25 protein-coding genes and 2 pseudogenes are annotated in these 23,868 nt (G+C 58.7%); 26 read left to right on the forward strand and 1 reads right to left on the reverse strand.

All coding sequences use genetic code 11. The features are described from left to right. The 26 genes and pseudogenes from cybH to fdxB all read left to right on the forward strand — a co-directional run bounded on the left by cybH (position 1) and on the right by fdxB (position 22,658). Positions 1-696, forward strand: coding sequence for a Ni/Fe-hydrogenase, b-type cytochrome subunit (gene cybH / locus ABIG06_RS16635; RefSeq protein WP_199752369.1), 696 nt, complete (start codon positions 1-3; stop codon positions 694-696). Positions 697-726: 30 nt separating this feature from the next. Then, positions 727-1,311, forward strand: coding sequence for a HyaD/HybD family hydrogenase maturation endopeptidase (locus ABIG06_RS16640; protein WP_124163595.1), 585 nt, complete (start codon positions 727-729; stop codon positions 1,309-1,311). A 16-nt stretch (positions 1,312-1,327) separates the two neighbouring features. Further along, the gene (locus tag ABIG06_RS16645) at positions 1,328-1,618 is read left to right on the forward strand and encodes a HypC/HybG/HupF family hydrogenase formation chaperone (RefSeq protein WP_036031272.1); all 291 of its coding nucleotides are present in this window, start codon (positions 1,328-1,330) and stop codon (positions 1,616-1,618) included. A gap of 186 nt (positions 1,619-1,804) precedes the next feature. After that, complete coding sequence (locus ABIG06_RS16650; RefSeq protein ID WP_036031275.1) at positions 1,805-2,239, forward strand: hypothetical protein; 435 nt, start codon at positions 1,805-1,807, stop codon at positions 2,237-2,239. Further along, positions 2,236-3,093, forward strand: a complete 858-nt coding sequence (locus ABIG06_RS16655) for a hydrogenase expression/formation protein (RefSeq protein ID WP_199752371.1) — start codon at positions 2,236-2,238, stop codon at positions 3,091-3,093. The genes ABIG06_RS16650 and ABIG06_RS16655 overlap by 4 nt, the downstream gene beginning before the upstream one ends. A gap of 85 nt (positions 3,094-3,178) precedes the next feature. Continuing rightward, positions 3,179-4,270: a hypothetical protein gene (locus tag ABIG06_RS16660; RefSeq protein ID WP_158626802.1), complete on the forward strand. Its 1,092-nt coding sequence runs from the start codon at positions 3,179-3,181 to the stop codon at positions 4,268-4,270. After that, positions 4,263-4,604 (forward strand): hydrogenase maturation nickel metallochaperone HypA, encoded by a 342-nt coding sequence (gene hypA / locus ABIG06_RS16665; protein WP_036031281.1) that lies wholly within the window; start codon positions 4,263-4,265, stop codon positions 4,602-4,604. Before ABIG06_RS16660 ends, hypA begins: the two co-directional genes overlap by 8 nt. Then, entirely contained in the window at positions 4,604-5,551 is a 948-nt protein-coding gene (gene hypB, locus ABIG06_RS16670) for a hydrogenase nickel incorporation protein HypB (protein ID WP_245454655.1), read from the forward strand. Before hypA ends, hypB begins: the two co-directional genes overlap by 1 nt. Further along, positions 5,548-7,803, forward strand: a complete 2,256-nt coding sequence (hypF, locus tag ABIG06_RS16675; RefSeq protein WP_370137854.1) for a carbamoyltransferase HypF — start codon at positions 5,548-5,550, stop codon at positions 7,801-7,803. The genes hypB and hypF overlap by 4 nt, the downstream gene beginning before the upstream one ends. Position 7,804: 1 nt before the next feature. Then, positions 7,805-8,041, forward strand: a complete 237-nt coding sequence (locus tag ABIG06_RS16680) for a HypC/HybG/HupF family hydrogenase formation chaperone (RefSeq protein WP_074448267.1) — start codon at positions 7,805-7,807, stop codon at positions 8,039-8,041. After that, on the forward strand, positions 8,038-9,180 hold the full coding sequence (gene hypD / locus ABIG06_RS16685; RefSeq protein ID WP_199752373.1) for a hydrogenase formation protein HypD: 1,143 nt from the start codon (positions 8,038-8,040) through the stop codon (positions 9,178-9,180). Before ABIG06_RS16680 ends, hypD begins: the two co-directional genes overlap by 4 nt. Then, positions 9,177-10,223, forward strand: a complete 1,047-nt coding sequence (gene hypE / locus ABIG06_RS16690) for a hydrogenase expression/formation protein HypE (protein WP_124163599.1) — start codon at positions 9,177-9,179, stop codon at positions 10,221-10,223. Before hypD ends, hypE begins: the two co-directional genes overlap by 4 nt. 381 nt (positions 10,224-10,604) lie before the next feature. After that, positions 10,605-11,712: pseudogene (ald, locus tag ABIG06_RS16695) on the forward strand (alanine dehydrogenase). A 733-nt stretch (positions 11,713-12,445) separates the two neighbouring features. After that, the gene (locus ABIG06_RS16700) at positions 12,446-12,649 is read left to right on the forward strand and encodes a 4Fe-4S binding protein (protein WP_036014930.1); all 204 of its coding nucleotides are present in this window, start codon (positions 12,446-12,448) and stop codon (positions 12,647-12,649) included. A gap of 328 nt (positions 12,650-12,977) precedes the next feature. After that, on the forward strand, positions 12,978-13,610 hold the full coding sequence (locus ABIG06_RS16705; protein WP_124163600.1) for a cupin domain-containing protein: 633 nt from the start codon (positions 12,978-12,980) through the stop codon (positions 13,608-13,610). A gap of 32 nt (positions 13,611-13,642) precedes the next feature. Further along, positions 13,643-13,957 (forward strand): annotated as a pseudogene (gene sufC / locus ABIG06_RS16710) (Fe-S cluster assembly ATPase SufC); the annotation flags it as partial. 59 nt (positions 13,958-14,016) lie between these two features. Continuing rightward, positions 14,017-14,112 carry an aminotransferase class V-fold PLP-dependent enzyme gene (locus ABIG06_RS16715; protein WP_074448265.1) on the forward strand — a complete coding sequence of 32 codons (96 nt, stop codon included), beginning with the start codon at positions 14,017-14,019 and terminating at the stop codon, positions 14,110-14,112. Between the two features lie 9 nt (positions 14,113-14,121). After that, on the forward strand, positions 14,122-14,673 hold the full coding sequence (locus ABIG06_RS16720) for an aminotransferase class V-fold PLP-dependent enzyme (RefSeq protein ID WP_370137856.1): 552 nt from the start codon (positions 14,122-14,124) through the stop codon (positions 14,671-14,673). A 316-nt stretch (positions 14,674-14,989) separates the two neighbouring features. Then, positions 14,990-16,492, forward strand: coding sequence for a nitrogenase molybdenum-iron protein alpha chain (nifD, locus tag ABIG06_RS16725; protein WP_124163601.1), 1,503 nt, complete (start codon positions 14,990-14,992; stop codon positions 16,490-16,492). Positions 16,493-16,557: 65 nt separating this feature from the next. Beyond that, positions 16,558-18,114: a nitrogenase molybdenum-iron protein subunit beta gene (gene nifK / locus ABIG06_RS16730; protein ID WP_124163602.1), complete on the forward strand. Its 1,557-nt coding sequence runs from the start codon at positions 16,558-16,560 to the stop codon at positions 18,112-18,114. Positions 18,115-18,208: 94 nt separating this feature from the next. Beyond that, the gene (nifE, locus tag ABIG06_RS16735; protein ID WP_124163603.1) at positions 18,209-19,852 is read left to right on the forward strand and encodes a nitrogenase iron-molybdenum cofactor biosynthesis protein NifE; all 1,644 of its coding nucleotides are present in this window, start codon (positions 18,209-18,211) and stop codon (positions 19,850-19,852) included. A 9-nt stretch (positions 19,853-19,861) separates the two neighbouring features. Then, the gene (nifN, locus tag ABIG06_RS16740; protein ID WP_124163604.1) at positions 19,862-21,271 is read left to right on the forward strand and encodes a nitrogenase iron-molybdenum cofactor biosynthesis protein NifN; all 1,410 of its coding nucleotides are present in this window, start codon (positions 19,862-19,864) and stop codon (positions 21,269-21,271) included. After that, positions 21,268-21,663 (forward strand): nitrogen fixation protein NifX, encoded by a 396-nt coding sequence (nifX, locus tag ABIG06_RS16745; RefSeq protein WP_036014919.1) that lies wholly within the window; start codon positions 21,268-21,270, stop codon positions 21,661-21,663. The genes nifN and nifX overlap by 4 nt, the downstream gene beginning before the upstream one ends. 6 nt (positions 21,664-21,669) lie before the next feature. After that, the gene (locus ABIG06_RS16750) at positions 21,670-22,134 is read left to right on the forward strand and encodes a NifX-associated nitrogen fixation protein (protein ID WP_036032024.1); all 465 of its coding nucleotides are present in this window, start codon (positions 21,670-21,672) and stop codon (positions 22,132-22,134) included. Positions 22,135-22,146: 12 nt separating this feature from the next. Further along, positions 22,147-22,347: a CCE_0567 family metalloprotein gene (locus ABIG06_RS16755; protein WP_036014914.1), complete on the forward strand. Its 201-nt coding sequence runs from the start codon at positions 22,147-22,149 to the stop codon at positions 22,345-22,347. Positions 22,348-22,358: 11 nt separating this feature from the next. Further along, positions 22,359-22,658 carry a ferredoxin III, nif-specific gene (gene fdxB, locus ABIG06_RS16760; RefSeq protein ID WP_124163606.1) on the forward strand — a complete coding sequence of 100 codons (300 nt, stop codon included), beginning with the start codon at positions 22,359-22,361 and terminating at the stop codon, positions 22,656-22,658. A 23-nt stretch (positions 22,659-22,681) separates the two neighbouring features. Here fdxB and ABIG06_RS16765 read toward each other — a convergent pair whose 3' ends face one another. Then, complete coding sequence (locus tag ABIG06_RS16765; protein ID WP_157786094.1) at positions 22,682-22,840, reverse strand: hypothetical protein; 159 nt, start codon at positions 22,838-22,840, stop codon at positions 22,682-22,684. Between the last annotated feature and the right edge of the window lie 1,028 nt (positions 22,841-23,868).

Here is a 23,868-nt window from a genome sequence, read left to right on the forward strand (position 1 = left end):
ATGCTGGATAGGGGGAAGCTCCTCACCGCCGACGATGCGGCACCGACTGATCGCAGCATTGGCGGTGGCGTCGCCCACGTTTATGCGCCGGTGCGACTGTGGCATTGGGCTAACGCGGCGGCCATTCTGGTACTAAGTTTAACCGGCTACCTTATTGGGACCGGCACACCAGCGATGAAGGGAGAGGCAAGCGGCAATTTCCTGTTCGGCTATATCCGCTTTGCCCATTTCGCGGCGGGATATGTGGCCAGCGTTGGCTTTCTTCTGCGCATCTACTGGGCCTTGATGGGAAATGCGCATGCCATCCAGATCTTTTGCGTGCCGCTCTGGCGCGGGTGCTTCTGGCGGGAGGTGTATCAGGAGATACTCTGGTATGCGTTCCTTACAGGGGATCCTGACAGGCGCCCCGGGCACGATCGCCTTGCTCAGCTCGCAATGTTCTTCATGTTTACACAGACGATCACGTTCATGGTCGTCACTGGCTTTGCACTTTATGGGCAAGGTGCCGGTACTGACAGCTGGCAGTACAAGGTGTTCGGCTGGCTGTTTTCAATCTGGCCGAACAGTCAGGACGTCCACACCTTGCATCATCTCGGCCTGTGGGTCATCGTGATGTTTGCGCTGGTCCACATCTACGCGGTGATCCGGGAAGACATCATATCGCGGCGCAGCTTCTTTTCCAAAAAGATCGGCTGAGCGCGGGTTTGGCGATTGACCGGGAAGCGAATGCTCAATCCGAAAGACAAAAAACGAATCCTCGTGCTCGGCATCGGCAATATCTTGTGGGCCGATGAGGGCTTCGGCGTGCGAGTGGTCGAAGAGCTTCATAGCCGCTACGCCGTCGATAATAATGTCACCGTCCTCGATGGCGGCACCCAGGGACTCTACCTCGTCAGTTTTCTTGAACAGGCCGATTGCGTGGTCGTGTTCGATGCCATCGACTATGGATTGCCGCCCGGCCAGTTGGAGCTTGTACGAGATGACGAAGTGCCAAAGTTTACTGGTGCCAAGAAAGTGAGCCTGCATCAGACCGGTTTTCAGGAGGTCTTGAGCGCGGCCGATTTTCTTGGCCGCCGCCCGCGAGAGCTCGCTCTCATCGGCTGTCAGCCACTGGACCTGGAGACTTGGGGCGGTCCTCTGACCGCGCCGGTGCGCTTTCAGATTGGGCCTGCGATTGAACTGGCTTGTAAGCTCCTAGCGCAGTGGGGCTCGCCGGCAAAACCGCGGGGCGCGCCGCTGCCTGCATCAGAACGGCTGTTGGCGAACAATATTGACCATGCGAATTATGAGATGAGGGCGCAGCCCGTCTAGCGGCCTGAGACTGACAATGTGCCTTGGCTTGCCAATGACGATTGCCGAGACCGACGGTATCACGGCGCTGTGCGAGTATGGCAATGAACAGCGGCGCGTCTCGGTCATGCTGCTCGCCGATGTACCGGTCGGCGCCAAGGTGCTCGTTCATATCGACAGCGCGGTGCGGGTTTTGGACGACAATGAAGCAAGGCTGATCTCGGAAGCACTTGACGGGCTTGAGGCCAGCCTCAACGGCCAGGACATCGATCGATTCTTTGCGGACTTGATCGGTCACGAGCCACAATTGCCGGAGCACTTACGCTAGCCGTTCCGCTCACTTGCGCCGACTGAAGGGATCTCACAATTCGAATTCCAATCGCACGTAACGTTTGCCTGGAAAATATCAGGCGTTTCGCCGTTGCTCCGAGCGCGAGTTGCGGCCAGAGCATGATTGGCATGCGCCTTGCTAACCGCCTGCTAGCAGAAGCGAACAATATGAGAAAGGCGTCTGATGAAATTGCAGCCGGAGCAGCATGGTTCAGCGCGACCCCCTCCGTTCGACGTGGAGGGCGTCAGCGTCGATGCGCGCCTAGCCGTGCACGCTCAAGCGACGGTGACTGTGATGCCGCTGTCCGCGGCCGAACTCCGGATCATCCAGCTCGCGTTCTTCCTTCCTAAAGTTGTCAAGAAGTTTCGACAAGGCACGCAAGGCGCAGTGGTGTCCCGCATCGTTAATGGCACACGAGTCGGCAGGCTCGGCCGACGTAGACCGTCGACGCCGAGCCTATGCGCTAGGCACGATGAACTCTGCCTGGTCGGCAAGAGATCGGGCCGTTTGCTCGCGATCAACCGCATCTCCGTACCGATCATTCGGGCACACGCCGCCAGCACTTGGGTCGGCAAGTGCATTGCCTCTCGGTACAGGCAGTGGAACATCGCATCATGAAAACGGCGATCCCCACTGTATCCGGCGGCGCTGAGCGGGCGACGAGCGACCTCGCCACTGGCCCTGCGAGTCTCGATGTATTCCATACCGGCCCCATGAGTGTGCTCGCCCGCCGCGCCTGGGGCGATGCGGACGAGCGTGGAAGGAACTATCCGAACGCCACCTTGCTGTTAGCAAACGCCGCTGCTGCCGTTCGCGGTCAGAGAAGCGGTGCTCGGACACAACTTTACGGGCTCGCAAATCTCAGCGATGGCGAACGCAAGTTGATTGACGAATTGCTCGGAGAAGGTGAGGTGGCCGGCGTGGTTGCGCTGCCAGATGGCTCTTTGGCGCAAATCCGGGAGTCCGTGCTCGCGGGAATCTGGCGCGTGCGCATCGGCGCGGAGCCTGCGCATGAATATGTTGAGGTCGGGTCGATTCCGCAGATTGTGCGGCGTGCCGCAACTGACTTGACGTCCGCCGATCTTGTGATCCGCACGCCGCCGAATGGCGCGATGAACGTTCAACCGGTGCTGGCCGAAATACGCGAGCGGGCGAGGGTCTGGCGATTAGGCATGCACGCCTATGTCATCAATCTGACGTCACTGCCAATGAGCATTATCGACTTGGCATTCCTACAGCAAAGCTTCGGCAATGGACCGGTCCAACTCATGTTGCACGGCTACAGCACCTGCCGAGTGCAGGCGACCGGGATCAGGAATGTCTGGTCCGTGCAGTTCTTCAATTCTACGGACGACATCATCCTTGATACGCTGGAGGTCGGCGGCGTGCCGATTGTTGCGTTGGCTGCTGATGAGGATTTCCAGGACTCAGCCGAGCGCATGCAGGAAATTATCGAGGCGTATTTCACATGAAGACGTCGGCGCATCGGGTGCGATCCCGCAGACGGCGCATGCGCATGGACTATAGCTTGCGCGGGACGATGGCGGAGTGTTGCGCATGAGCCTTGTTGCCCGCAACAAAATCGATGTACGCATATTGCTAGCTGCCGACGTAGTCGCCTCGGTCGAGATCCTGCCGCGAGTCCGGCCGCCGCTGGCGCGCGCGTTCGCCGGAAAGGAGCCCTCGACAGTGCTCAACGTGCTGCCGCGGCTTTTCGCGTTGTGTGTCGCTGCGCAGCAAACTGCATTATTGTCTGCCATCGAGACGGCCCGCGACGAAGTGATCACCCGCGCAACAAGGCAGCAGCGTATTGCACTTATCGTTACTGAGCGCATCGCGGATTTGGCACGGAGCCTTTTTGTCGGACATCTTACGTTAGATGTCGCCAGTGCGGCGGCAATCCGCTCCCTGATGTCGGAATTGTCAGCGTTTGTCCGCTCCGCACAGCCAACCTGGAGCTCCGCTCAACGCGAAGCGACCGCGCGGATTGTCGCTGCGCTGGCCGCGCTCGGTCTATATGAGGGGGAGGCGCTGAGGTCTGGTAGCCCGCTGGCGCTTCGCGTTACGGCGCTTAATGACGTCGACGTGAAGTCAATTCCGGCGGGGCACTCATTCTTGTCTGTTGCTGACGACCCCAACATCACGAAACGGCTGCTCGGGGATGACTCGACGTTCTGCTATTCTCCCGATGTTGACGGACATGTGCCCGAGACGGGTCCATGGGCGCGCCAGATCAGCCGGGATGGGGTCCCGCTGGGACCCTTCGGTGCGGCCGAGCGGCTGATGGCCAGACTTAATGAAATCCTGCGGCTATGTGCCTGGCTCAAGGCCGGCGCTCAGATTGGAGCCGCGGAGCATGGGATTATCGAAAGATATAAGCTAGGGCCGCGCCGTGCAGCGGCCGCGGTCGAATGCGCCAGGGGCCGTCTCTACCACGCGGTTGAACTCGATGCTCAGGGCAGAATATCCCGCTTCGAATTCCTTGCGCCGACGGAGTGGAATTTCCACCGGCGCGGACCGCTTGTTCGGAACCTGCAAGGCGCGGTGCTGACGGCTCGAAGACGCGAAGATGCAGTCCATGCGGTGATTGCATCGCTCGATCCGTGCGTCGCGTTCACCCTCAACCTTAGCGAAGTTCGCGATGCATGAAATGGCGATTTGTCTTGGCATCATTCAGATCGTCGAGGAGAAGGTACACGAGCGATCCTCTTCGCGGGTGCGGAGCATCTGTCTGGAGATGGGAGCGCTGAGTCATGCGGCGCCTGAAGCGATCAGGTTCTGCTTTGCTGCCGCTGCAACGCGGACCGTTGCCGAGGGCGCGGCTCTTAATATCGTCGAACTGCCCGGCGTTGCCTGGTGCATGAGCTGTTCGAAGAGCGTCGAAATTGCTCGGCGCGGTGAGTGCTGCCCTTGCTGCGGCAGCTATCACTTGCAGGTGACCGCGGGCGAACAGATGCGCGTGAAAGAGTTGGAGATCGATTGATGTGTACCATTTGCGGCTGCCACCAAGGGACGCCGTCCACAAAACGCGCCGAGGCGAATGATGCGGAGAGCCATGAGCGATCCCTTCAGGACGATCGCGATTGCCATTCTGCCCTTCCGCCGGGCGACCGACGGCCGCCGCAGTCAAACCACGCTGGTGATCGCTATAAGCGCTGTCCTCGCTCAGCCAATCACCAGGCGCATAACGCGCAGGCGCTTCCGAGCGGCGTCGATCCGCCTGATTTGAGGGGCTGTGGCATGACCAGAACGCGGCTCGTTGAGATTGAGCGCGATATCCTGGACAAGAATAATGGAATTGCGGCGAACAATCGCGCGCTCTTCATAGCCGATGACCTGCTTGTATTTAATCTTTTGTCCAGCCCCGGTGCCGGTAAAACGACACTGCTCGTCCGCGCGGTGTCCGAGCTCAAGTGCAGCCGGTGGGTCGGGGTCATCGAAGGGGACCAGCAGACCTCGAACGATGCCAAACGTATTCAGGCCGCCGGCGTGCCAGCCGTTCAAATCAATACCGGCAAGAATTGTCATCTCGACGCTGCAATGATTGGCGACGCTTATCGCCGCCTGCCGCTGCTCTCGGGCGGTATTCTCTTCATCGAGAACGTGGGTAATCTGATCTGTCCCGCTGCCTTCGATCTTGGCGAAACCTGCAAGATCGTAGTGTTCTCGATTACTGAAGGTGAAGACAAGCCGCTCAAATATCCTGATGTGTTTGCCGCTTCGTCGCTCATGGTGATTAACAAGATTGATCTAGCGTCGCTGCTCGAATTCGACGTGGGCAAGGCCATCGAATACGCCAGACGGGTCAACCCAAAGATCGACGTGATTGTAGTTTCGGCTCGGACTGGCGAAGGCTTTGCCGCGCTCTACGCCTGGATCGATAGACAGGCGGGCCGTCAGAGGCGCGCCTTCGAGGACAAAGGGCGATGAGCGCCGCAGCCACCTGCGACCGAACACGGCTGCGCGTGGTCGTGAGTGGGGCAGTGCAAGGGGTCGGCTTTCGTCCTTACGTCTATGGACTTGCCGTTCGGTACGGATTGGCGGGGTTTGTCATCAATGGCCCTGAGGGCGTCATCATCGAGGTTGAGGGCCACCGTGCCTCGGAGTTTGTCGCCACGTTGCCGCTCGAGGCGCCTCCATTGGCACGCATAGTCGACATCTGCGTTCGCGAGACTACGGCGCTCGCGGCGAAGGGCTTTTCGATCGGGACGAGCGAAGCCGGCAAATTGTCAACGCAGATCGTCGCTGACGCCGCGGTCTGCCAGCAATGCCTCAAAGAGCTATTCGATCCAGAAAATCGGCATTACCTTTATCCCTTCATCAGTTGCTGCCATTGCGGTCCACGCTACACCATCGCCGAACGGCTTCCGTACGATCGCCGCAACACTGTGATGAGGGCTTTTAGTTTGTGCGCCGCGTGCGCGGCTGACTATGCCGATCCGGCAAGCCGCAGGTTTCACGCGGAGGCGATCGCGTGCCCAGCATGCGGTCCTCGGCTTAGCCATGGGATCAGCGATATTGTCGCGGCAATCGCGCGGGGGCAGATCGTGGCGATAAAGGGGCTGGGCGGATACCAGCTTCTTTGCGATGCGCGTAATCAGGACGCCGTGCAGCGTTTGCGCAGGAGAAAGCACCGCCTTCAGAAGCCGTTCGCGGTTTTGGTCGATTCCGTCGAGCGCGTCAGCGAGATCGCGGCGGCGAACGCGCCCGAGCTAGCGCTGCTAGAATCCGTAGCACGTCCGATCGTCCTCCTGCCATCACGCAACAATCTGGCGCCCGCCATAGCACCTGGTTTATCGCGAGTGGGTGTCATGCTGCCCGTACTGCCGCTGCATCACCTCATCTTCCATGCGCTTCGCTCGCCAGGTACACGTGCGGGGTCTAGCCCCGTCATCGTGGCCACCAGTGCCAATATTTGCGGCGAACCGCTGCTGATTGATAACGCGCAGGCATTGCGGCGGCTCAACGGAATCGCCGATCTTGTCGTGACCCATGATCGCGATATCTTGACGCGTGCTGATGATTCCGTGGTTTCGGTGGTGGCTGGCCGGCCGCAATTCCTTCGTCGTGCCCGTGGCTATGTTCCCGAGCCGATCCGCCTTGCGAGAGCCGTCCCGCCCGTGCTCGCCGTTGGCGGCGAACTGAAATCGACCGTCACCATCACCCGGGACAACCAAGCGTTCGTCTCTCAGCATATTGGCGATCTAAATACGGCCGAAGGCATCCGTGCGTTTGAGAGGACGATCCGACACCTAACATCGAGCCTTGACGTGGAACCTGTCGCTTTCGCCCATGATCTGCATCCCGATATGGCTTCTACCCGCTTTGCGCAAGAAAATGCTCGCGCGCTGATCGCGGTCCAGCATCACCACGCACACGCTGCCGCAGTGATCGCCGAGCATGGCCATGTGGGACCAGCGCTTGCCCTGGTGCTCGATGGCCATGGCTTCGGCTCCGACGGCGGTAACTGGGGTGGCGAACTATTGTTGTGCGAAGGGACGCGGTCCCGACGCATCGGGCACTTAGCGCCCATGCAGATGCCTGGTGGAGATCGTGCAGCCCGCGAGCCGTGGCGCATGGCGGGCGCAGTATTACACGGGCTCGGCAGGGGTAACGAAATCGGGCAGCGCTTTGCGGCGCAACGGCAAGCCGGGTGTGTGTCGGACTTGCTCGATCAGCCGGGCGGGACCACCACGACCAGTGCGGGACGGTTGTTCGACGCAGCAGCGGCGCTGCTGGGGATTGCGCATTTGCAGAGCTATGACGGCGAAGCAGCGATGAAGCTCGAAGCGCTGGTGCGGCGGGCAGCGATTCTCGAAGCCGGCTGGACGATCGATGGCGGCGTGCTGTCGCTTCGTCCGCTATTTTCGCGGTTGATTGCTGATGACATCGATGCCGCAGGCGGAGCTGGGCTGTTTCATGGCACTTTCGTCGCCGCCTGCGTCGACTGGGTCACGCGCGCCGCGCGGACAACCGGCGTCAATACCGTCGTTCTGAGCGGCGGCTGCTTCCTGAACGCGGTGCTGGCGGACGAGATCCCGCGCGGTTGCAGCGCTGCCGGTCTTTCACCGTTGGTGCCGCGGCGGCTGCCGCCCAGTGATGGCGGTTTGAGCCTTGGTCAAGCCTGGATTGCCGCTCTACAGATTGCTCAACAGTCGTCCGCCAGGGGAGGAACTGCCTGACATGTGTCTTTCGGTTCCGGCGAAGATCGCGAAAATTCTACCCGACGACATGGCTCTCGTGTCGATCGATGGCCTCAGCCTGGAGATATCGATTGCCCTCGTCGACGAGCTCGATGTCGGCGATTACGTCCTCGTCCATGTCGGCTACGCGCTCGCCAAGATCGATCCGACAGAAGCCAAACGCACGCTGGAGCTCCTGCAGGAGCTGGGCAGCGCCGCGCAGGAATGCCGGTCATGAAATATTCTGATGAATTTCGCGACAAGATCATCGCGCAGGGACTTGCGCGTGCGATTGACGCTGAGGTCAGTTCGCAAAGAGCCTATCGGTTCATGGAATTTTGCGGCGGACACACTCATGCGATCTCCCGCTATGGCCTCGAGGATCTGCTGCCCGCGAACGTCCGGATGATCCACGGCCCCGGTTGTCCCGTCTGCGTTCTGCCCGCAAGCCGAATCGACATGGCGATCCGGCTCGTCGACCGACCAGAGGTCACTCTCTGCGTCTACGGCGACTTGATGCGCGCGCCCGGGTCGCAAGGACAGTCCCTGTTGCGAGCCAAAGCGCTGGGCGCTGACATTCGGATGGTCTACTCGACGCTCGACGCTATCCGGCTCGCCGAACAGATGCCGGGCCGCGAGGTGGTCTTCTTTGCCATCGGATTTGAGACCACGACACCCCCAACGGCGAACATGATCCGGATTGCCGAGAGCAAGCGGATGGAGGGCCTGAGCGTGTTCTGCAATCACGTGCTTACACCCTCTGCGATGCACAGCATTCTCGAGAACCCGAAGATCCGCAACACCGGCGGCGTCCCAATTGACGGCTTCATCGGGCCTGCACATGTCAGCACCATTATCGGTACGCAGCCTTACGAGCCGCTGGCAGAACAGTTCGAGAAGCCGATCGTGGTTGCGGGATTTGAACCCCTCGACGTGCTGCAAGCTATATTGATGCTGGTGCGGCAAGTGAATCAACACCGCTATGAGGTAGAAAACCAATACAGCCGTGCAGTGACACGCGAAGGCAATCGGCGCGCCAAGGGCGAGGTGTCGCAGGTATTCGAACTGCGTGATCAGTTTGAATGGCGGGGGCTTGGACTCGTACCCAACAGCGGACTGAAGCTGAAGCGGTCGTATGCAAAATTCGACGCCGAGACGCGTTTTGCGATCCACGACATGCCTGTCGCAGACAATCCGGCGTGCGAGTGCTGTGCGATCCTGCGTGGCGCCAAACGGCCGGTCGATTGCAAGTTGTTTGGAAACATCTGCACTCCGGAAACGCCCATAGGGGCCTGCATGGTGTCATCAGAAGGGGCTTGCGCGGCGTACTGGACCTATGGCCGAGTTCGCGATGAACGGGTGAGGCAGAGGTCATGAGCGTGAAAGCCTATCCACGCAAGCTCGACGTAAAGAACGGGCGCGTTGAACTTTCCCACGGATCTGGGGGCCGTGCCATGGCACAGCTGATCTCCGACCTTTTTCACCAAGCCTTCGGTAATGAATGGCTCGCCCGCTGCAATGATCAGTCGGCGTTTGACGTTTCGGCAGGCAGAATGGTGATGACGACCGACGGCTATGTGGTTACACCACTGTTCTTTCCCGGCGGTAATATCGGGTCATTGGCTGTGCACGGCACGATTAATGATGTGGCGATGTCCGGTGCGCGTCCCCTCTATCTGTCAGCCAGCTTTATCATCGAGGAGGGTTTCCGGTTTTCGGATCTGAAGACGATCGCGGATTCGATGGGCGCGGCAGCACGCGGGGCCGGCGTTTACATCATTGCCGGGGACACCAAGGTCGTCGAGCGCGGCAAGGCAGACGGTCTGTTCATCTCCGTGGCCGGGATCGGGCTTGTGGCCGATGGGCTGGATCTGTCCGCCGACAAGGTAAGGGTCGGGGATCGTGTGCTGGTGTCCGGAAGCCTCGGCGACCATGGGGTGGCGATCATGTCAAAACGTCAGAACGTCGCTTTTCAGACCGAAATCGTCTCGGACTCAGCAGCGTTGCATAATCTCGTAGCGGTCATGATTGCCGCCGGCGGTGGCGGCATCCGGGTGATGCGCGACCCCACGCGCGGCGGGCTAGCTGCGGCTCTCAATGAGATTGCACATCAATCCGACCTTGGGTTCCATCTGCAGGAATCAACCATTCCTGTGAAGCCTGCGGTTGCGGCTACTTGCGAGCTGCTTGGACTCGAGCCGATCCATGTCGCCAACGAGGGCAAGCTGGTTGCGATCGTCGCGCCTGATTCGGCCGATGCCGTGCTTGCTGCCATGAAAGCGCACCCGCTCGCGACCGATGCAGCTGATATTGGTGAGGCGGTGGCTGACGATCACAAGTTTGTGCAGATGACCACCGGTTTCGGCGGTCGACGCGTCGTCGACTGGCTGTGGGGCGAACAATTGCCTCGGATCTGTTGAACAGGGTACGCAGTGTCGATTTTCTGGAAGCCATCAGTGGTCATTGGCCATCAACTCCTGGAGCGCTATCGCTTGATAGGCAATCCTGCCAAACACGCGAAACGCCATCTTTACTGCTTTCGAACTTCGGCAGGCTGTGATTTCGGTCGTTAGCTTCTCTGCGAGCCGAGACCGCAATTCGGAACTATTTATCGCCTATCGCTCAGTGTCGACGGTTAAGCTCAGCGAGCAAGGTCACACGATCCGCTCGGCACGCGTGGGTTTGAAATCCTGCGAAGCCTGTCAAATATCGCTGAATTCCTGCGCCATTTCGGTCGGTTGCGTCGCGATATCGCTGCTCGCTTCCGATAAGAAAGGCCGCGTCAGGCAGGGAGTTATCAAATGAAGGTCGGAGTCCCAAAAGAAATCAAGGCGCATGAATATCGCGTGGGCCTTACTCCTGGAGCTGCCCGCGAATACGTGGCAGCGGGCCACAGCGTGATGATCGAGACCGATGCGGGCGCTGGCATTGGTGCAACCGATGACGATTATCGCAATGCTGGCGCAACGATTCTAACTTCCGCCGTTGAGGTATTCGCCTTGACCGAGATGATCGTAAAGGTCAAGGAGCCTCAGCCGTCCGAATGGTCTCAGCTGCGTGAGAATCACATCCTCTTCACTTATCTGCATCTGGCTCCCGACCTGGACCAGGCTACCGGCCTCCTGGAATCAGGATGCACTGCGATCGCCTATGAGACTGTAACTGATGCGCATGGTGGTCTTCCACTGCTGGCGCCGATGAGCGAGGTCGCGGGTAGGCTTGCGATCGAAGCGGCGGGTAGCGCCCTAAAGCGGAGTACAGGCGGACGAGGCTGCTGATCGGTGGGGTGCCCGGTGTTCAGCCTGCCCGAATCGTGGTGATCGGAGGTGGCGTCGTCGGTACGCACGCGGCACGCATGGCGGTCGGTCTGGGCGCAGAAGTGACCATCATCGATCGTTCGATAATCCGGCTCCGCGAGCTGGACGAGCTATTCGAAGGACGCGTTCGCACCAGATTTTCAACTCGAGTCTGTAGAGGAAGAGGTATTTGCGGCGGATGTGGTGATTGGTGCCGTGCTCGTTCCAGGTGCGAGCGCGCCGAAGCTGGTCCGCCGGAGCATGCTGAGCTCGATGCGCAAGAGGGCGGTACTCGTGGACGTCGCTATCGATCAGGGCGGCTGCTTTGAGACATCACACCCAACCACTCACGCGGATCAAACTTACGAAGTAGATGGCATCATTCATTAGTGTGGCCAATATGCCCGGCGCCGTTCCGCTGACCTCGAGTCAAGCACTGAATAACGCAACTCTGCCGTTTGGTTTGGCTCTGGCCAACAAGGGTTTTTCCGCCGTGCTCGAAAATCCCCATTTGCGCGCAGGCCTCAACGTCCATCGGGGCCGGCTAACTTACAAAGCGGTGGCCGAAAGCCTCGGGCTGCCCTTCTCACCGATCGAACAGGCTGCGGCCTGATCCCAAAGGCCCTCATGGGCGTTTCCTCCGTGACTAAGCCACCCTTTGGGGTGGCTTTTTTTCGGCTACACCCATCGACTGACGCCGCCGGCATCTATTTTGAGCGCGGAGCGTAGGTAGGATCACCAAACGAACACCTGGCTTCAGTCGCCCGCACGAGGGGGAGACAGTGTACTTTTGCCCCATACAGCGGATGTGAATGCCGGTTCTGCCCGCAATACGGGGCAACTGAAAATGCGTTCCGCGGGCCCTGAGAGGGACGCGCATCACGGGTGTGACTGTATCTGGAGCGACCGCCGTGACCTTCTGACTGGCTGTGGCGAGGCGGACTGGTGAGGACCTGCCGGTTGCTGCCCGTGATGCTGTCGCGTAAGCCGCGGCTGTCCCGGTGAGTGGAATTAACAAGATGCGCTCTGGTTTGGACCCGCGGAGAACTTCGTGATGCCGCGCGACGCATCGATCTTAGCCGCGGCACGAAGGCGTTGGGGAGGATCTCAGATCGTCCCCCCTGAGTCTGGAGAAGGTGGTTCACCTGATCTGACTGCTGTGAATCAACCATGCGCAAATCAAAGCATCGAGATCAAGCCGCCACGCCCCTTGTAGGATTTGCGACAGCGTGTCGAGGCGGCGATTTGCGTTATCGAAATTACTCCAGACGAATCAAGCTCAAACTGTCTGGCACAAGACTTGATAGCAAGAAACTGTCCCGCACCTTGCTTATGGAATCGCAGTGATGGCTTACAAGATAATCGCATCCCAGTGCACCGTCTGCGGTGCGTGTGAGTTCGAGTGTCCCAATGCTGCGATCAGCCTGAAGAACGACATATATGTGATCAATCCGTCCCAGTGTACCCAATGTGAAGGGCATTTTGACGCGCCACAATGCGCGGTCGTTTGCCCGGTGCCCGATACCTGCGTGCCGGCAAAGGTAGGGTAGCCGACGAGAGGAGCTCCCGCACGAACATAATGAACACGCTCTCGACACCGCCGCCTTTCCTAACCGTCTCCTGTTTTTCTCACTTGCTAGCCGCGAGCTCGTGGTGACTCACGCGAGCCGCTCGCAGAGCTTGCGGCGGAACGAGCGCACCGCCCCGAGACCCCGGCAAAGGGACAGGAGTGAGCTTTAGTTTTTCTAAATTTTTCTGGCAAAATTTCATCACGACTAAATACAGCAGTCACCGCATTGCTGAAATGCGTCAGCTTTTTACCTTGACTGAAGCCGCGGGCTCGATGCCCGAGGCTGAGATGATGCATGGGAGAGCGACATGGATGGTCGCGGCGATAGCAACGGCCCCAAGGACGCTTCCACGATCGAAGCTGACGATGCGGTCGACCAGCGCCTGGGTGAAACCGTGCGGCTGCTGCGGCAGCGCGCCGGCCTTTCGATCCAGGACGTCGCCAACAAGACCGGCCTGTCGACCGGCATGATCAGCCAGCTCGAACGCGCACGCGCGATGCCCTCGATCCGCACCCTGCGCCTGCTCGGCATCGCGCTCGATGTCCCCATCTCCTATTTCTTCGAAAGCAGCGATCCCGCCGACGGGCAGCGCTACATCGTGCGCAAGACCAACCGGCGGCTGCTGCGGCTCACCGCCAGCGGCGTCGTCAAGGAAGCGTTGACCCCGGAAGGCAAGGGCCAGCTCGAGCTCTACGAGCTCACGCTCAATCCCGGCGCCTCCTCCGGCACCGACTTCCTGCAGCACACCGGCGAGAAGGCGGGCTACATCCTCTCGGGCGGCCTGCGGCTGTGGCTCGACAACCAGGCCCATGTGCTGGAAGCCGGCGACAGCTTTCGTTTTCCGAGCGTCGTGCCGCACATGTTCGACAACCCGACCCAGCAGGTGGCGCGCGTGATCTGGGTGACGACGCTGCGCCAGACCGATTCGCCTGCGGTTTGAGGCGCGCCAAGGGGTGTTCCGTATCCCGTTGAGTTTCCGGCGTGACTACAATGAACTTCCTGCGGGCCGCACTGAACGCCCGACGCAAGGCGCGCGGCGAGCAGGAATTCTACACCCGCGAATTTCTGAAATGAGACGGTTGGCTTAACTTCGCCCAGGACATGCTCAAGCGCGGCTTCAATGTCGGCTTCTTCGGTCGCGAGAAGAAGCGCAACGAAGTTTTGCAGATGGCGCTGTTCGAGCCGAGCCTGTGCGGCCTGGACGAGATCGATGCTGGCCTCGACATCGACGCGCTGCGTATCGTCGCCAACGCAATCAACGGCTTGCGTTCGCCGGGTCGACGGCTCGCAAGGAATGCGTCCATCTGAACGCCGACTTCTGCGAGATCAATTGCGATTTCTAAGTCATGACGGGTCACAAACTGTACAGTCCGACTGGGGTCGGGGTACTTTACGGCAAGTCTGAGCACTGGCCTCGATGTCGCCCTTCAACCGGAAGATGATTCGCGAGGTTGCGTTCCAGTGTCATTTACGGCGATCCGCCACACCAGGTCAAAGCGGGTACGCCGCCGATCGTCGAAGCCCATCGGTTTAGGCGCCGCTGTCGATTACATCAATTCAATAGGCAAGGTGCAGAACCACACGCACGAGAAAATACTGCTCGGTTACCCGGAGGAGTCTCAGGCCATCAACTTCGTGCGCATGATCGGGACTCCGGCCGAGAAGGGCCGATCATTTCGTTTGAAGTGAAGGGAACACATGCGCATGATATTACCGCCATGCTCGACCGCGCCGGTGTAGCCGTTCGGACGGGGGCGCACTGTGCGATGCCGCTGCTCAAGTGTTTCAGCCTGCTGGCGACGTGCCGTGTGTCCCTTGGACTTTACAATACACCGCGACTGCAGTGCTCTGCGATTGAAGGCGGAAGTCGGCCGCAAGCGGGCTGGCCGACATCACCTGCTGCGATGATGATGACGTGCACGATCCCATGCTGCAGAGCTCAACGCGAGCTGCGTCGCCTCGTTTACGCTCGCCAGGTCACGCGAGCAGTTGCCACGGCCTGATAAGGGCACGCACGGGCACATCGATCTCTTCGCAGCATCTGTAGGTTTCAGTAAGTATAGAAGCATTGGCAAGCCTGTCAGAACTGGGCAGGAATTTCAGGCAGAGCCCGCCTTGTTCCATTTCGAACGGGGCCACACCAAGAGTTCTCTGCGAAAGCGGGATGTCGGATTCGCAACAACGCCCGTGTCACCGCACGAGGCGCGCTAAGTAGCTTTGATTGTTACGGTCTTGGTGCTCACGAGACGCTGGCATGCTGGTTGCAAAAGTCTTGGTCAAGAAGCCGCCCTCGCAACAGCTAACCTTGAAGGACATCAGATGAGCCTCGCCACGACCCAGAGCATCGCAGAAATCAGGGCTCGCAACAAAGAGCTGATCGAGGAGGTGCTGAAGGTCTATCCGGAGAAAACCGCGAAACGGCGTGCCAAGCACCTCAATGTTCACCAGGCCGGAAAGTCAGACTGCGGCGTGAAGTCCAACATCAAATCCATACCTGGCGTGATGACGATCAGAGGCTGCGCCTATGCAGGCTCAAAGGGGGTGGTCTGGGGACCAATCAAGGACATGGTTCATATCAGCCATGGCCCCGTCGGCTGCGGTCAGTATTCGTGGGGTTCGCGTCGCAACTATTACGTTGGCACCACAGGTATCGATAGCTTCGTGACCCTGCAGTTCACCTCCGACTTCCAGGAAAAGGACATCGTATTCGGCGGCGACAAAAAACTGGTCAAAATTCTTGATGAAATCCAAGAGCTGTTTCCACTCAACAACGGCATCACGATCCAATCGGAATGCCCGATCGGATTGATCGGTGACGATATCGAAGCCGTCTCACGAGCGAAATCCAAGGAATATGGCGGCAAGACCATCGTGCCGGTCCGTTGTGAGGGCTTCCGGGGCGTGTCGCAGTCACTGGGCCATCACATTGCGAACGATGCGGTGCGAGATTGGATTTTCGGGCATCTCGAGGGCGATGGCAAACCCAAGTTCGAGCCGACGCCGTACGATGTTGCGATTATCGGAGACTACAATATCGGGGGCGACGCCTGGTCATCACGAATTCTGCTGGAGGAGATGGGCCTGCGGGTAATCGCGCAGTGGTCCGGCGATGGCTCACTGGCTGAGCTCGAAGCAACGCCGAAGGCAAAGCTCAACATTCTGCATTGCTACCGTTCGATGAACTATATCTCACGCCACATGGAAGAGAAGTTCGGTATCCCGTGGTGCGAGTACAATTTCTTCGGACCATTAAAGATCGCAGAGTCCTTGCGCAAGATTGCGGGTTATTTCGACGACAAGATCAAGGAAGGGGCCGAGCGGGTAATCGAGAAGTATCAGCCGCTCGTGAACGCGGTGATCGCAAAATATCGGCCTCGCTTGGAGGGCAAGACGGTGATGCTGTACGTCGGCGGGCTCCGTCCGCGTCATGTGATTGGCGCATATGAGGACCTGGGGATGGAAGTCATTGGCACCGGATACGAGTTCGGTCACAACGATGACTATCAGCGGACAGCTCAGCACTACGTGAAGGACAGCACGCTTATCTACGATGACGTCAATGGCTACGAGTTCGAGCGCTTCGTCGAAAAGCTCCAGCCTGACCTTGTCGGGTCAGGTATCAAGGAAAAGTACGTTTTTCAAAAGATGGGTGTGCCGTTCCGGCAGATGCACTCTTGGGACTATTCGGGTCCATATCACGGCTATGACGGATTCGCGATCTTTGCGCGCGACATGGACATGGCTATCAACTCGCCGATTTGGAAGAAAACGAAGGCCCCCTGGAAGGAAGCTTCGAGGGCCAAGCTCCAGGCTGCGGAATAAAGCAACTCATCTCGCTTGGGAAAGCCGGGCGATACCAATCTCGACGATAGTGAAGGATTTCACCAATGGCGCAGAGTGCCGAGCACGTGATCGATCATGTCGAACTGTTCCGCGGTCCAGAATACCAGCAGATGCTGGCCAAGAAGAAGATATTCGAGAACCCTCGCGATCCCGCCGAGGTCGAACGTATCAAGGAATGGACGAAAACCGCCGAATATCGCGAAAAAAACTTCGCGCGGGAGGCGCTAGCGGTAAATCCGGCCAAGGCGTGCCAGCCGCTTGGCGCCGTATTCGCCTCTGTTGGCTTTGAGCGCACGTTGCCCTTCGTCCACGGCTCGCAAGGCTGTGTGGCCTATTACCGCAGTCATTTGTCGCGGCACTTCAAGGAGCCTAGCTCCTGTGTCTCTTCGTCAATGACGGAAGACGCTGCCGTATTCGGCGGTCTGAACAACATGACCGACGGGCTGGCGAACAGCTACAACATGTACAAGCCCAAGATGATTGCGGTTTCCACAACCTGCATGGCCGAGGTGATCGGCGATGACCTCAACGCCTTCATCAAGACTTCGAAAGAAAAAGGCTCGGTTCCGGCGGATTTCGACGTGCCGTTCGCCCACACGCCGGCGTTCGTCGGCAGCCACGTCACCGGCTATGACAATGCGCTCAAGGGCATTCTGGAGCATTTTTGGGACGGCAAGGCCGGAACAGCGCCGAAGCTTGAGCGCAAACCGAATGGGGCGATCAACATCATTGGCGGATTCGATGGCTATACCGTTGGGAACCTTCGCGAGATCAAGCGCATCTTGGAATTGATGGGCATCCAGCATACGGTTCTCGCCGACAATTCTGAAGTGTTCGATACTCCGACCGACGGCGAATTCCGGATGTATGATGGTGGTACGACGCTGGAGGATGCGGCGAACGCGATTCATGCCAAGGCGACTATCTCCATGCAACAGTGGTGCACGGAAAAGACGCTGGCATTCGTGGCGGAGCATGGCCAGGACGTCGTATCCTTCAACTACCCGGTGGGCTTATCTGCAACGGATGACTTCATCGTCGCGCTGTCACGCCTCAGCGGCAAGGAGATTCCCGAGCAACTTGCGCGAGAACGTGGCCGCCTGGTGGACGCCATCGCCGACTCCAGCGCGCATGTTCATGGCAAGAAGTTCGCGATCTATGGCGATCCGGATCTTTGCTATGGGTTGGCTGCGTTTCTGCTCGAACTTGGCGCCGAACCGACCCATGTGCTGTCTACCAACGGCAACAAGGCATGGCAGGAAAAAATGCAGGCGCTGCTTGCAAGCTCGCCATTTGGACAGGGCTGCCAAGCCTATCCCGGCCGAGACCTCTGGCACATGCGCTCACTTCTGTTTACTGAGCCCGTCGATTTTCTGATTGGCAACACCTACGGGAAGTACCTGGAGCGTGATACCGGAACGCCACTGATCCGCATCGGCTTTCCGATTTTTGATCGGCATCACCATCACCGCTCCCCCCTATGGGGCTATCAGGGCGGCCTGAATGTGCTGGTGAAGATCCTGGACAAGATCTTCGACGAGATCGACAAAAACACCAACGTTCTTGGCAAAACGGACTACAGCTTCGACATCATTCGCTGATGAGCGACTGCGCGTGCCATCGCCCAGGCAATGGGCGATGGCACGAGCACATGGTCATTGAGTTTGCAATTTGTTCGCCCTGAGAGGAAACAGGATGAGTTCACTAGCGGCCACGGTCCAGAATATCTTCGACGAGCCAGGCTGCGCCAAGAATGGCAGTAAGTCAGAGGCTGAACGCAGGAACGGCTGCACCAAACAGCTGCAGCCGGGTAGTGCTGCCGGCGGCTGTGCTTTCGATGGCGCCAAGGTTGCGTTGCAGCCGTTCACCGACGTGGCTCACTTGGTACATGGTCCGATCGCGTGCGAGGGCAATTCCTGGGACAATCGGGGTGCGGTGTCGTCCGGCTCGGATCTGTGGCGCACCGCATTCACAACCGATTTGAGCGAAACCGATATTGTATTCGGAGGCGAGAAGCGGCTTTGCAAAGCGATCAAGGAGATCATCGACAAGTACGATCCGTGCGCCATCTTCGTTTATCAAACCTGCATCCCAGCGATGATCGGCGACGACATCAACGCAGTCTGCAAGGCGGCATCTCGAAGATTTCTAAAGCCGGTGATCCCGATCAATTCTCCGGGCTTCGTCGGTTCGAAGAATCTCGGCAACAAGCTGGCCGGCGAGGCCTTGCTTGACTATGTGATCGGTACACGAGAACCGGACTACACCACCCCGTACGACATCAATCTCATCGGAGAATACAACCTTTCGGGCGAGCTCTGGCAAGTGAAGCCATTACTAGACGAGCTTGGAGTACGAATTCTCTGCTGCATCTCAGGCGACGGCAAATATCGCGAAGTCGCTTCATCTCATCGCGCACGGGCGGCTATGTTGGTGTGCTCAAAGTCCATGATCAACGTCGCACGCAAAATGGAGCAACGCTACGGGATTCCATTCTTCGAGGGTTCTTTCTACGGTATTCAAGATTCGAGCGAATCGCTACGGCAGATTGCCCGCTTATTGGTTGAACGCGGCGCCCCGACAGATCTGCTCGGGCGCACCGAAGCGTTGATCGCGCGCGAGGAAGCGTGGGCCTGGGGTGCGATCGAGCCGTATAAGCCACGGTTCGGAGGCAAAAAGGCCTTGTTAATGACCGGGGGCGTCAAGTCATGGTCGGTCGTTGCGGCACTCCAGGAAGCCGGGCTTGAGTTAGTCGGCACCAGCGTAAAGAAATCGACCAAGGAAGATAAGGAGCGCATTAAGGAGCTCATGGGGCATGATGCCAACATGATCGAGAATATGACGCCGCGCGAAATGTACGAGATGCTGAAGGGCGCAAAAGCGGACATCATGCTATCGGGCGGCAAGTCGCAGTTCGTCGCGCTGAAAGCGGCGGTGCCTTGGCTCGATATCAACCAGGAGCGTTGCCACGCCTATATGGGCTATGTCGGAATGGTCAAGCTGGTGGAGGAGATCGATAAGTCGCTCTCCAGTCCGATGTGGGAGCAGCTACGTCGACCTGCGCCATGGGAGGCGTTGGCTAAGGCGATGGAGCAGATGCAATCGCCCGCGACCGCGCTCGCCGACCCGGCGCTCGCCGAAAAGTCGCGCCGCGCCAGGAAGATCTGCATCTGCAACAGGGTCGATCTGGGCACGATCGAGGATGCAATCTACGCGCATCGCCTGAGGAGCGTCGAAGCGGTCAGGGAGCATACCAATGCGGTCGGTGGCTGCTGTCAAAGACGTATCGACGAGATCTTGGTGTCCGAGCCATCTGCCATGCGACAGGCCGCAGAGTAGGGAGGCGTCATGGCCATCGTCACGACGCCGACAAAAGCCTGCGCTGTCAACCCGCTGAAGATGAGCCAGCCGATCGGCGGCGCATTCGCCTTCATGGGGCTGGGCGGGGCGATGCCGCTTCTGCACGGCTCCCAGGGGTGCACATCCTTCGGGCTCACGCTCTTTGTCCGGCATTTCAAAGAGGCTGTACCGCTGCAGACCACCGCGATGAGTGAGGTCACGACTGTACTGGGTGGTTATGAGAATCTCGAGCAGGCGATACTGAACATCTACAAGCGAGCTAAGCCAAAGATCATCGGAATCTGCTCGACTGGCGTCACCGAGACCAACGGCGACGATGTGGATGCCTACCTCAAGCTGATCCGGAGCAAGCATCCGCAACTCGCAAAGTTGCCGCTCGTTTACGTCTCGACACCTGATTTCAAGGGTGCGTTCCAGGACGGCTGGGAGAAGGCTGTCGCGCGCATTGTGGAGGTGCTGGTGGATGGGCCAAATGCCAGTCGCCTGAGGGATCCATCGAGGGTGAATGTTCTGCCGGGATGTCACCTCACGCCCGGCGATCTTGATGAACTCCGTGTCATACTGGAGGATTTCGGGTTGTCTCCGTCCTTCCTCCCTGACCTGGCGGGATCGCTCGATGGGCATATCCCCGATGAGTTTACGCCAACGACCGTCGGCGGCATCGACGTCGGCGAAATTGCGAATATGGGCCGCGCCGGGTGGACGATTGCAATCGGCGCGCAGATGCGGCGAGCTGCAGAGGTCATGCAGGCAAAGACCGGCGTGCCTTTTCGTGTCTTCGAGCGGCTGTGTGGCCTTTGTCCGAATGATGAGTTCATGACGTTTTTGAGCGAGATCAGCGGCCGCCCGATACCCTTGAAATATCGACGCCAGCGCAGTCAGCTCGCAGATGCTATGCTGGATGCGCACTTCCATATTGGCGGTCGCAAACTTGCAATCGGTGCCGAGCCAGATCTTCTGCTCGATTTGTCCGGCATGCTGAGCGACATGGGCACGCAGGTGACCGTTGCCGTGACGACGACTCAGTCGGAGGTGATCGAGCGGATCAAGACCAATGAAGTGATCATTGGCGATCTCGCAGATCTGGAAGACCTTGCCAAAGAGAGGCATTGTGACCTGCTGATCACGCATTCGCATGGAAGGCAAGCGGCGGCGCGGCTGAAGGTGCCGTTCTATCGCGCAGGTTTTCCGATATTCGATCGACTTGGCGCGGGACACCAGCTATCGGTAGGCTACCGTGGTACGCGGAATGTGATCTTCGAAATCGCGAATCTCGTGATTGCGCATCGCGACGAGAACGATCAGCCTACGCCCGATAAGTGGCGGACTGGGCGCGTACTGCCACGATGCGCGGGCCATCGCAGCTCCACCGTCGCGACTGAGAGGTCGGTTGCATGAAAGTTGCGTTTGCCACTCAGGACCTGAGACGCGTCGATGCTCATTTTGGTTGGGCAAAGAATATCGCAATCTACGATGTCGCTCCTGGCGGGCACGTGTTTGTTAAAGCGATCGAGTTTGATGGCGATCTTAAGGAAGACGGCAGCGATGATAAGTTGGCGCCAAAGATCGAGGCTATCAAGGATTGCGCAATCCTTTACGTCGCTGCCATTGGTGGTGCAGCGGCTGCGCGAGTGGTGGCCAACAAAATCCATCCTATCAAGGTGAGCAAACCGGAAAACATTCTAGTGCTCCTAGAAAAACTCGAGCGGGTGCTGAAGGGCACACCACCTCCCTGGCTGCGCAAGGTCATGGCAAAGGACCAGGGGAGAACGTTCGAGTTTGATGAATGAGGTGATATGACCGAAAAAATAGAGCAGCAGGCCAGCCCGGTCGACGCGCCATTCCTCATCGATTTGGTCAAGATTTGGCGTGCTCAGGATACTAACGGAGCCTGGGAAGGGAAGAGCGATCGTGATCTGCTCGAACCCTATATCCTGAACATGGAGAAGCGGCGCGCATTGCCGATTATTGGTGATCCCGATGCCAAGACACTGTGGCGGCTTGAGCTGTTCTTCAATGCAGTTGCGCTGTCAGTAGAGAGGGAGACCGGCGTTATGATTCAGCCGATTCTGAAGCTGCATCATGAAGGCTTCGGGCGCATAGTGCTCATCGCAGGGCGGTTGGTCGCCGTAAACAAGCAGCTGCGCGACGTGCATCGCTTCGGTTTCGACAGTTTCGTCAAGCTGGCTCAGGAGGGGGATAAATATGTCACGGATGGAGTTGACCTGATTCGGAAATTCCCCGACGTGGCGAACTATTGAGGATGCACACTCATGAGCGATCGTGAAACACTGAAGGCCGAACTTAGGAAAGTGTCTGCCAAGGCGATACAGGCCAAGATGGATCTGCACGACCTTTCGGAAGAACTGCCCATCAACTGGACCTCGATCATGGTGGTCGCGCAGAAGGCGTACGATGCTTATGCCGAACTTGAGCGCAAGAGCCTCGCCTTAAAGGCGCTGGAGAATACCTAGAGGGGCAATGCATGTCGTTTCAAACACGAGACGGACGCGACTGGACGCCACAATACTTGATCACGATCGATGCAAAGAAATGCATCGGCTGTGGCCGCTGTTTCAAGGTGTGCGGTCGAGATGTCATGACCTTGAAAGGAATCAACGAGGAAGGCGAACTTATCGAGCTCGACAATGACGACGACGAGGAGATCGAGAAGAAGATCATGGTCCTGGACGATCAGGGTGCCTGCATCGGCTGCGGTGCGTGCGCCAGGGTTTGCCCGGCCGACTGCCAGACCCACGTTTCAGCTGCAGCCGAAACTGCATGAGCGAAGGCAGCTCTCCGCGGCCTTTAAGAGCAGCAGGTCCGGCTCGGTTTAAAGGAGAGCATCTTCAGGAACAGCTGGGCTGCAACGATATCACGTTTGTGGTAGGTCTTCAGGTGCTCATCCGCGTCGAGAACGCGGGCGATATCTTCCTGGAACATCAAATGCGAGAGGACGGCGATCATCCGTTGGTCTTGTCACGTCCTGCCAGGAGAGGCATGGAGCCCGTCTAGCGGAAATGGGTGTTGTCCACGTGGGCCGCAACCATTTAGTGCTTGATCCTAACCAGCACCCCGAAGTGTGGACGAGGAACGAGAACGACAAGTGGAAGCGGGTCGAAAGGCCCACGAGGTAGTCGTCCGTTCTTTTCGCAGGCACGGTGTCAACCCCGATAGTAAACGTGATCCACTGCCGGGTTCATGGTTCTTTCCGCGGTCGTCTCCACAGGGAGCCGCCGCATGATCGCGTTCAAGAGGTCTGCATCTCGACGTGAAGCGTGCGGCGTGTAAAGCCCGCAGGCACGACTTCAAGATGGCCAACACCTTCGTCCCGGCAGGGACGCTTGTTCCGCCGAAGGCGCATCTGGCGCGTTTAAGACTGCCTCATGCGGCGCGCATCTCTGGCCGGAACTCAGTGCCATCGGCGGTCAGGATAGAGACGCCAAAGAGTCTTTAGCTAGGCGCGCAGGATGCCCAACTGCCGGTGCCCGAGCGTGGCGAGCAATTTGCGGCGTTGCATTCGCAGGTTGTGTGGCTCGATCCTGCCCGCTCGAAACAAGCTCGTGGACGTGCGGCGCGCCGGCCGTTCTCGCTGGACAGCGGCGGATGTCGATCCAGTCCCAATCGACGTTGCCGGCGAGCTGAACCGCGCGTGCTTCATATTGACGATCTGGTCCAGCCTGGCCCGGAACAGATTGCCCGATCCCCGTCGTCCTGTGCTTCTTCGGCCGCATCGCCACCTCCGATGCGACGGAATTATGGCTGTCGATTCGAGGGAATCCAGAAAATGAAATTCCAAGACTCCTATGCCCGATGCACCAAGACCGTGCCTTCGCATATCAGTCCACAACGATGAGATGCGGTTCTAGCTCATTTGCTTTAGCCGCTCTTCACTGACGAGGAGTTAGCTTCCTCTCACAAGAGCCGGCGACAGATGCTCAACCTCGGCGCGTCAGCTCGTGGTCAGCTAGACATCTTACCATCCTCGGTAGAGC

It is taken from the genome of Bradyrhizobium sp. USDA 326 (assembly GCF_049739485.1).
GTDB lineage: Bacteria > Pseudomonadota > Alphaproteobacteria > Rhizobiales > Xanthobacteraceae > Bradyrhizobium.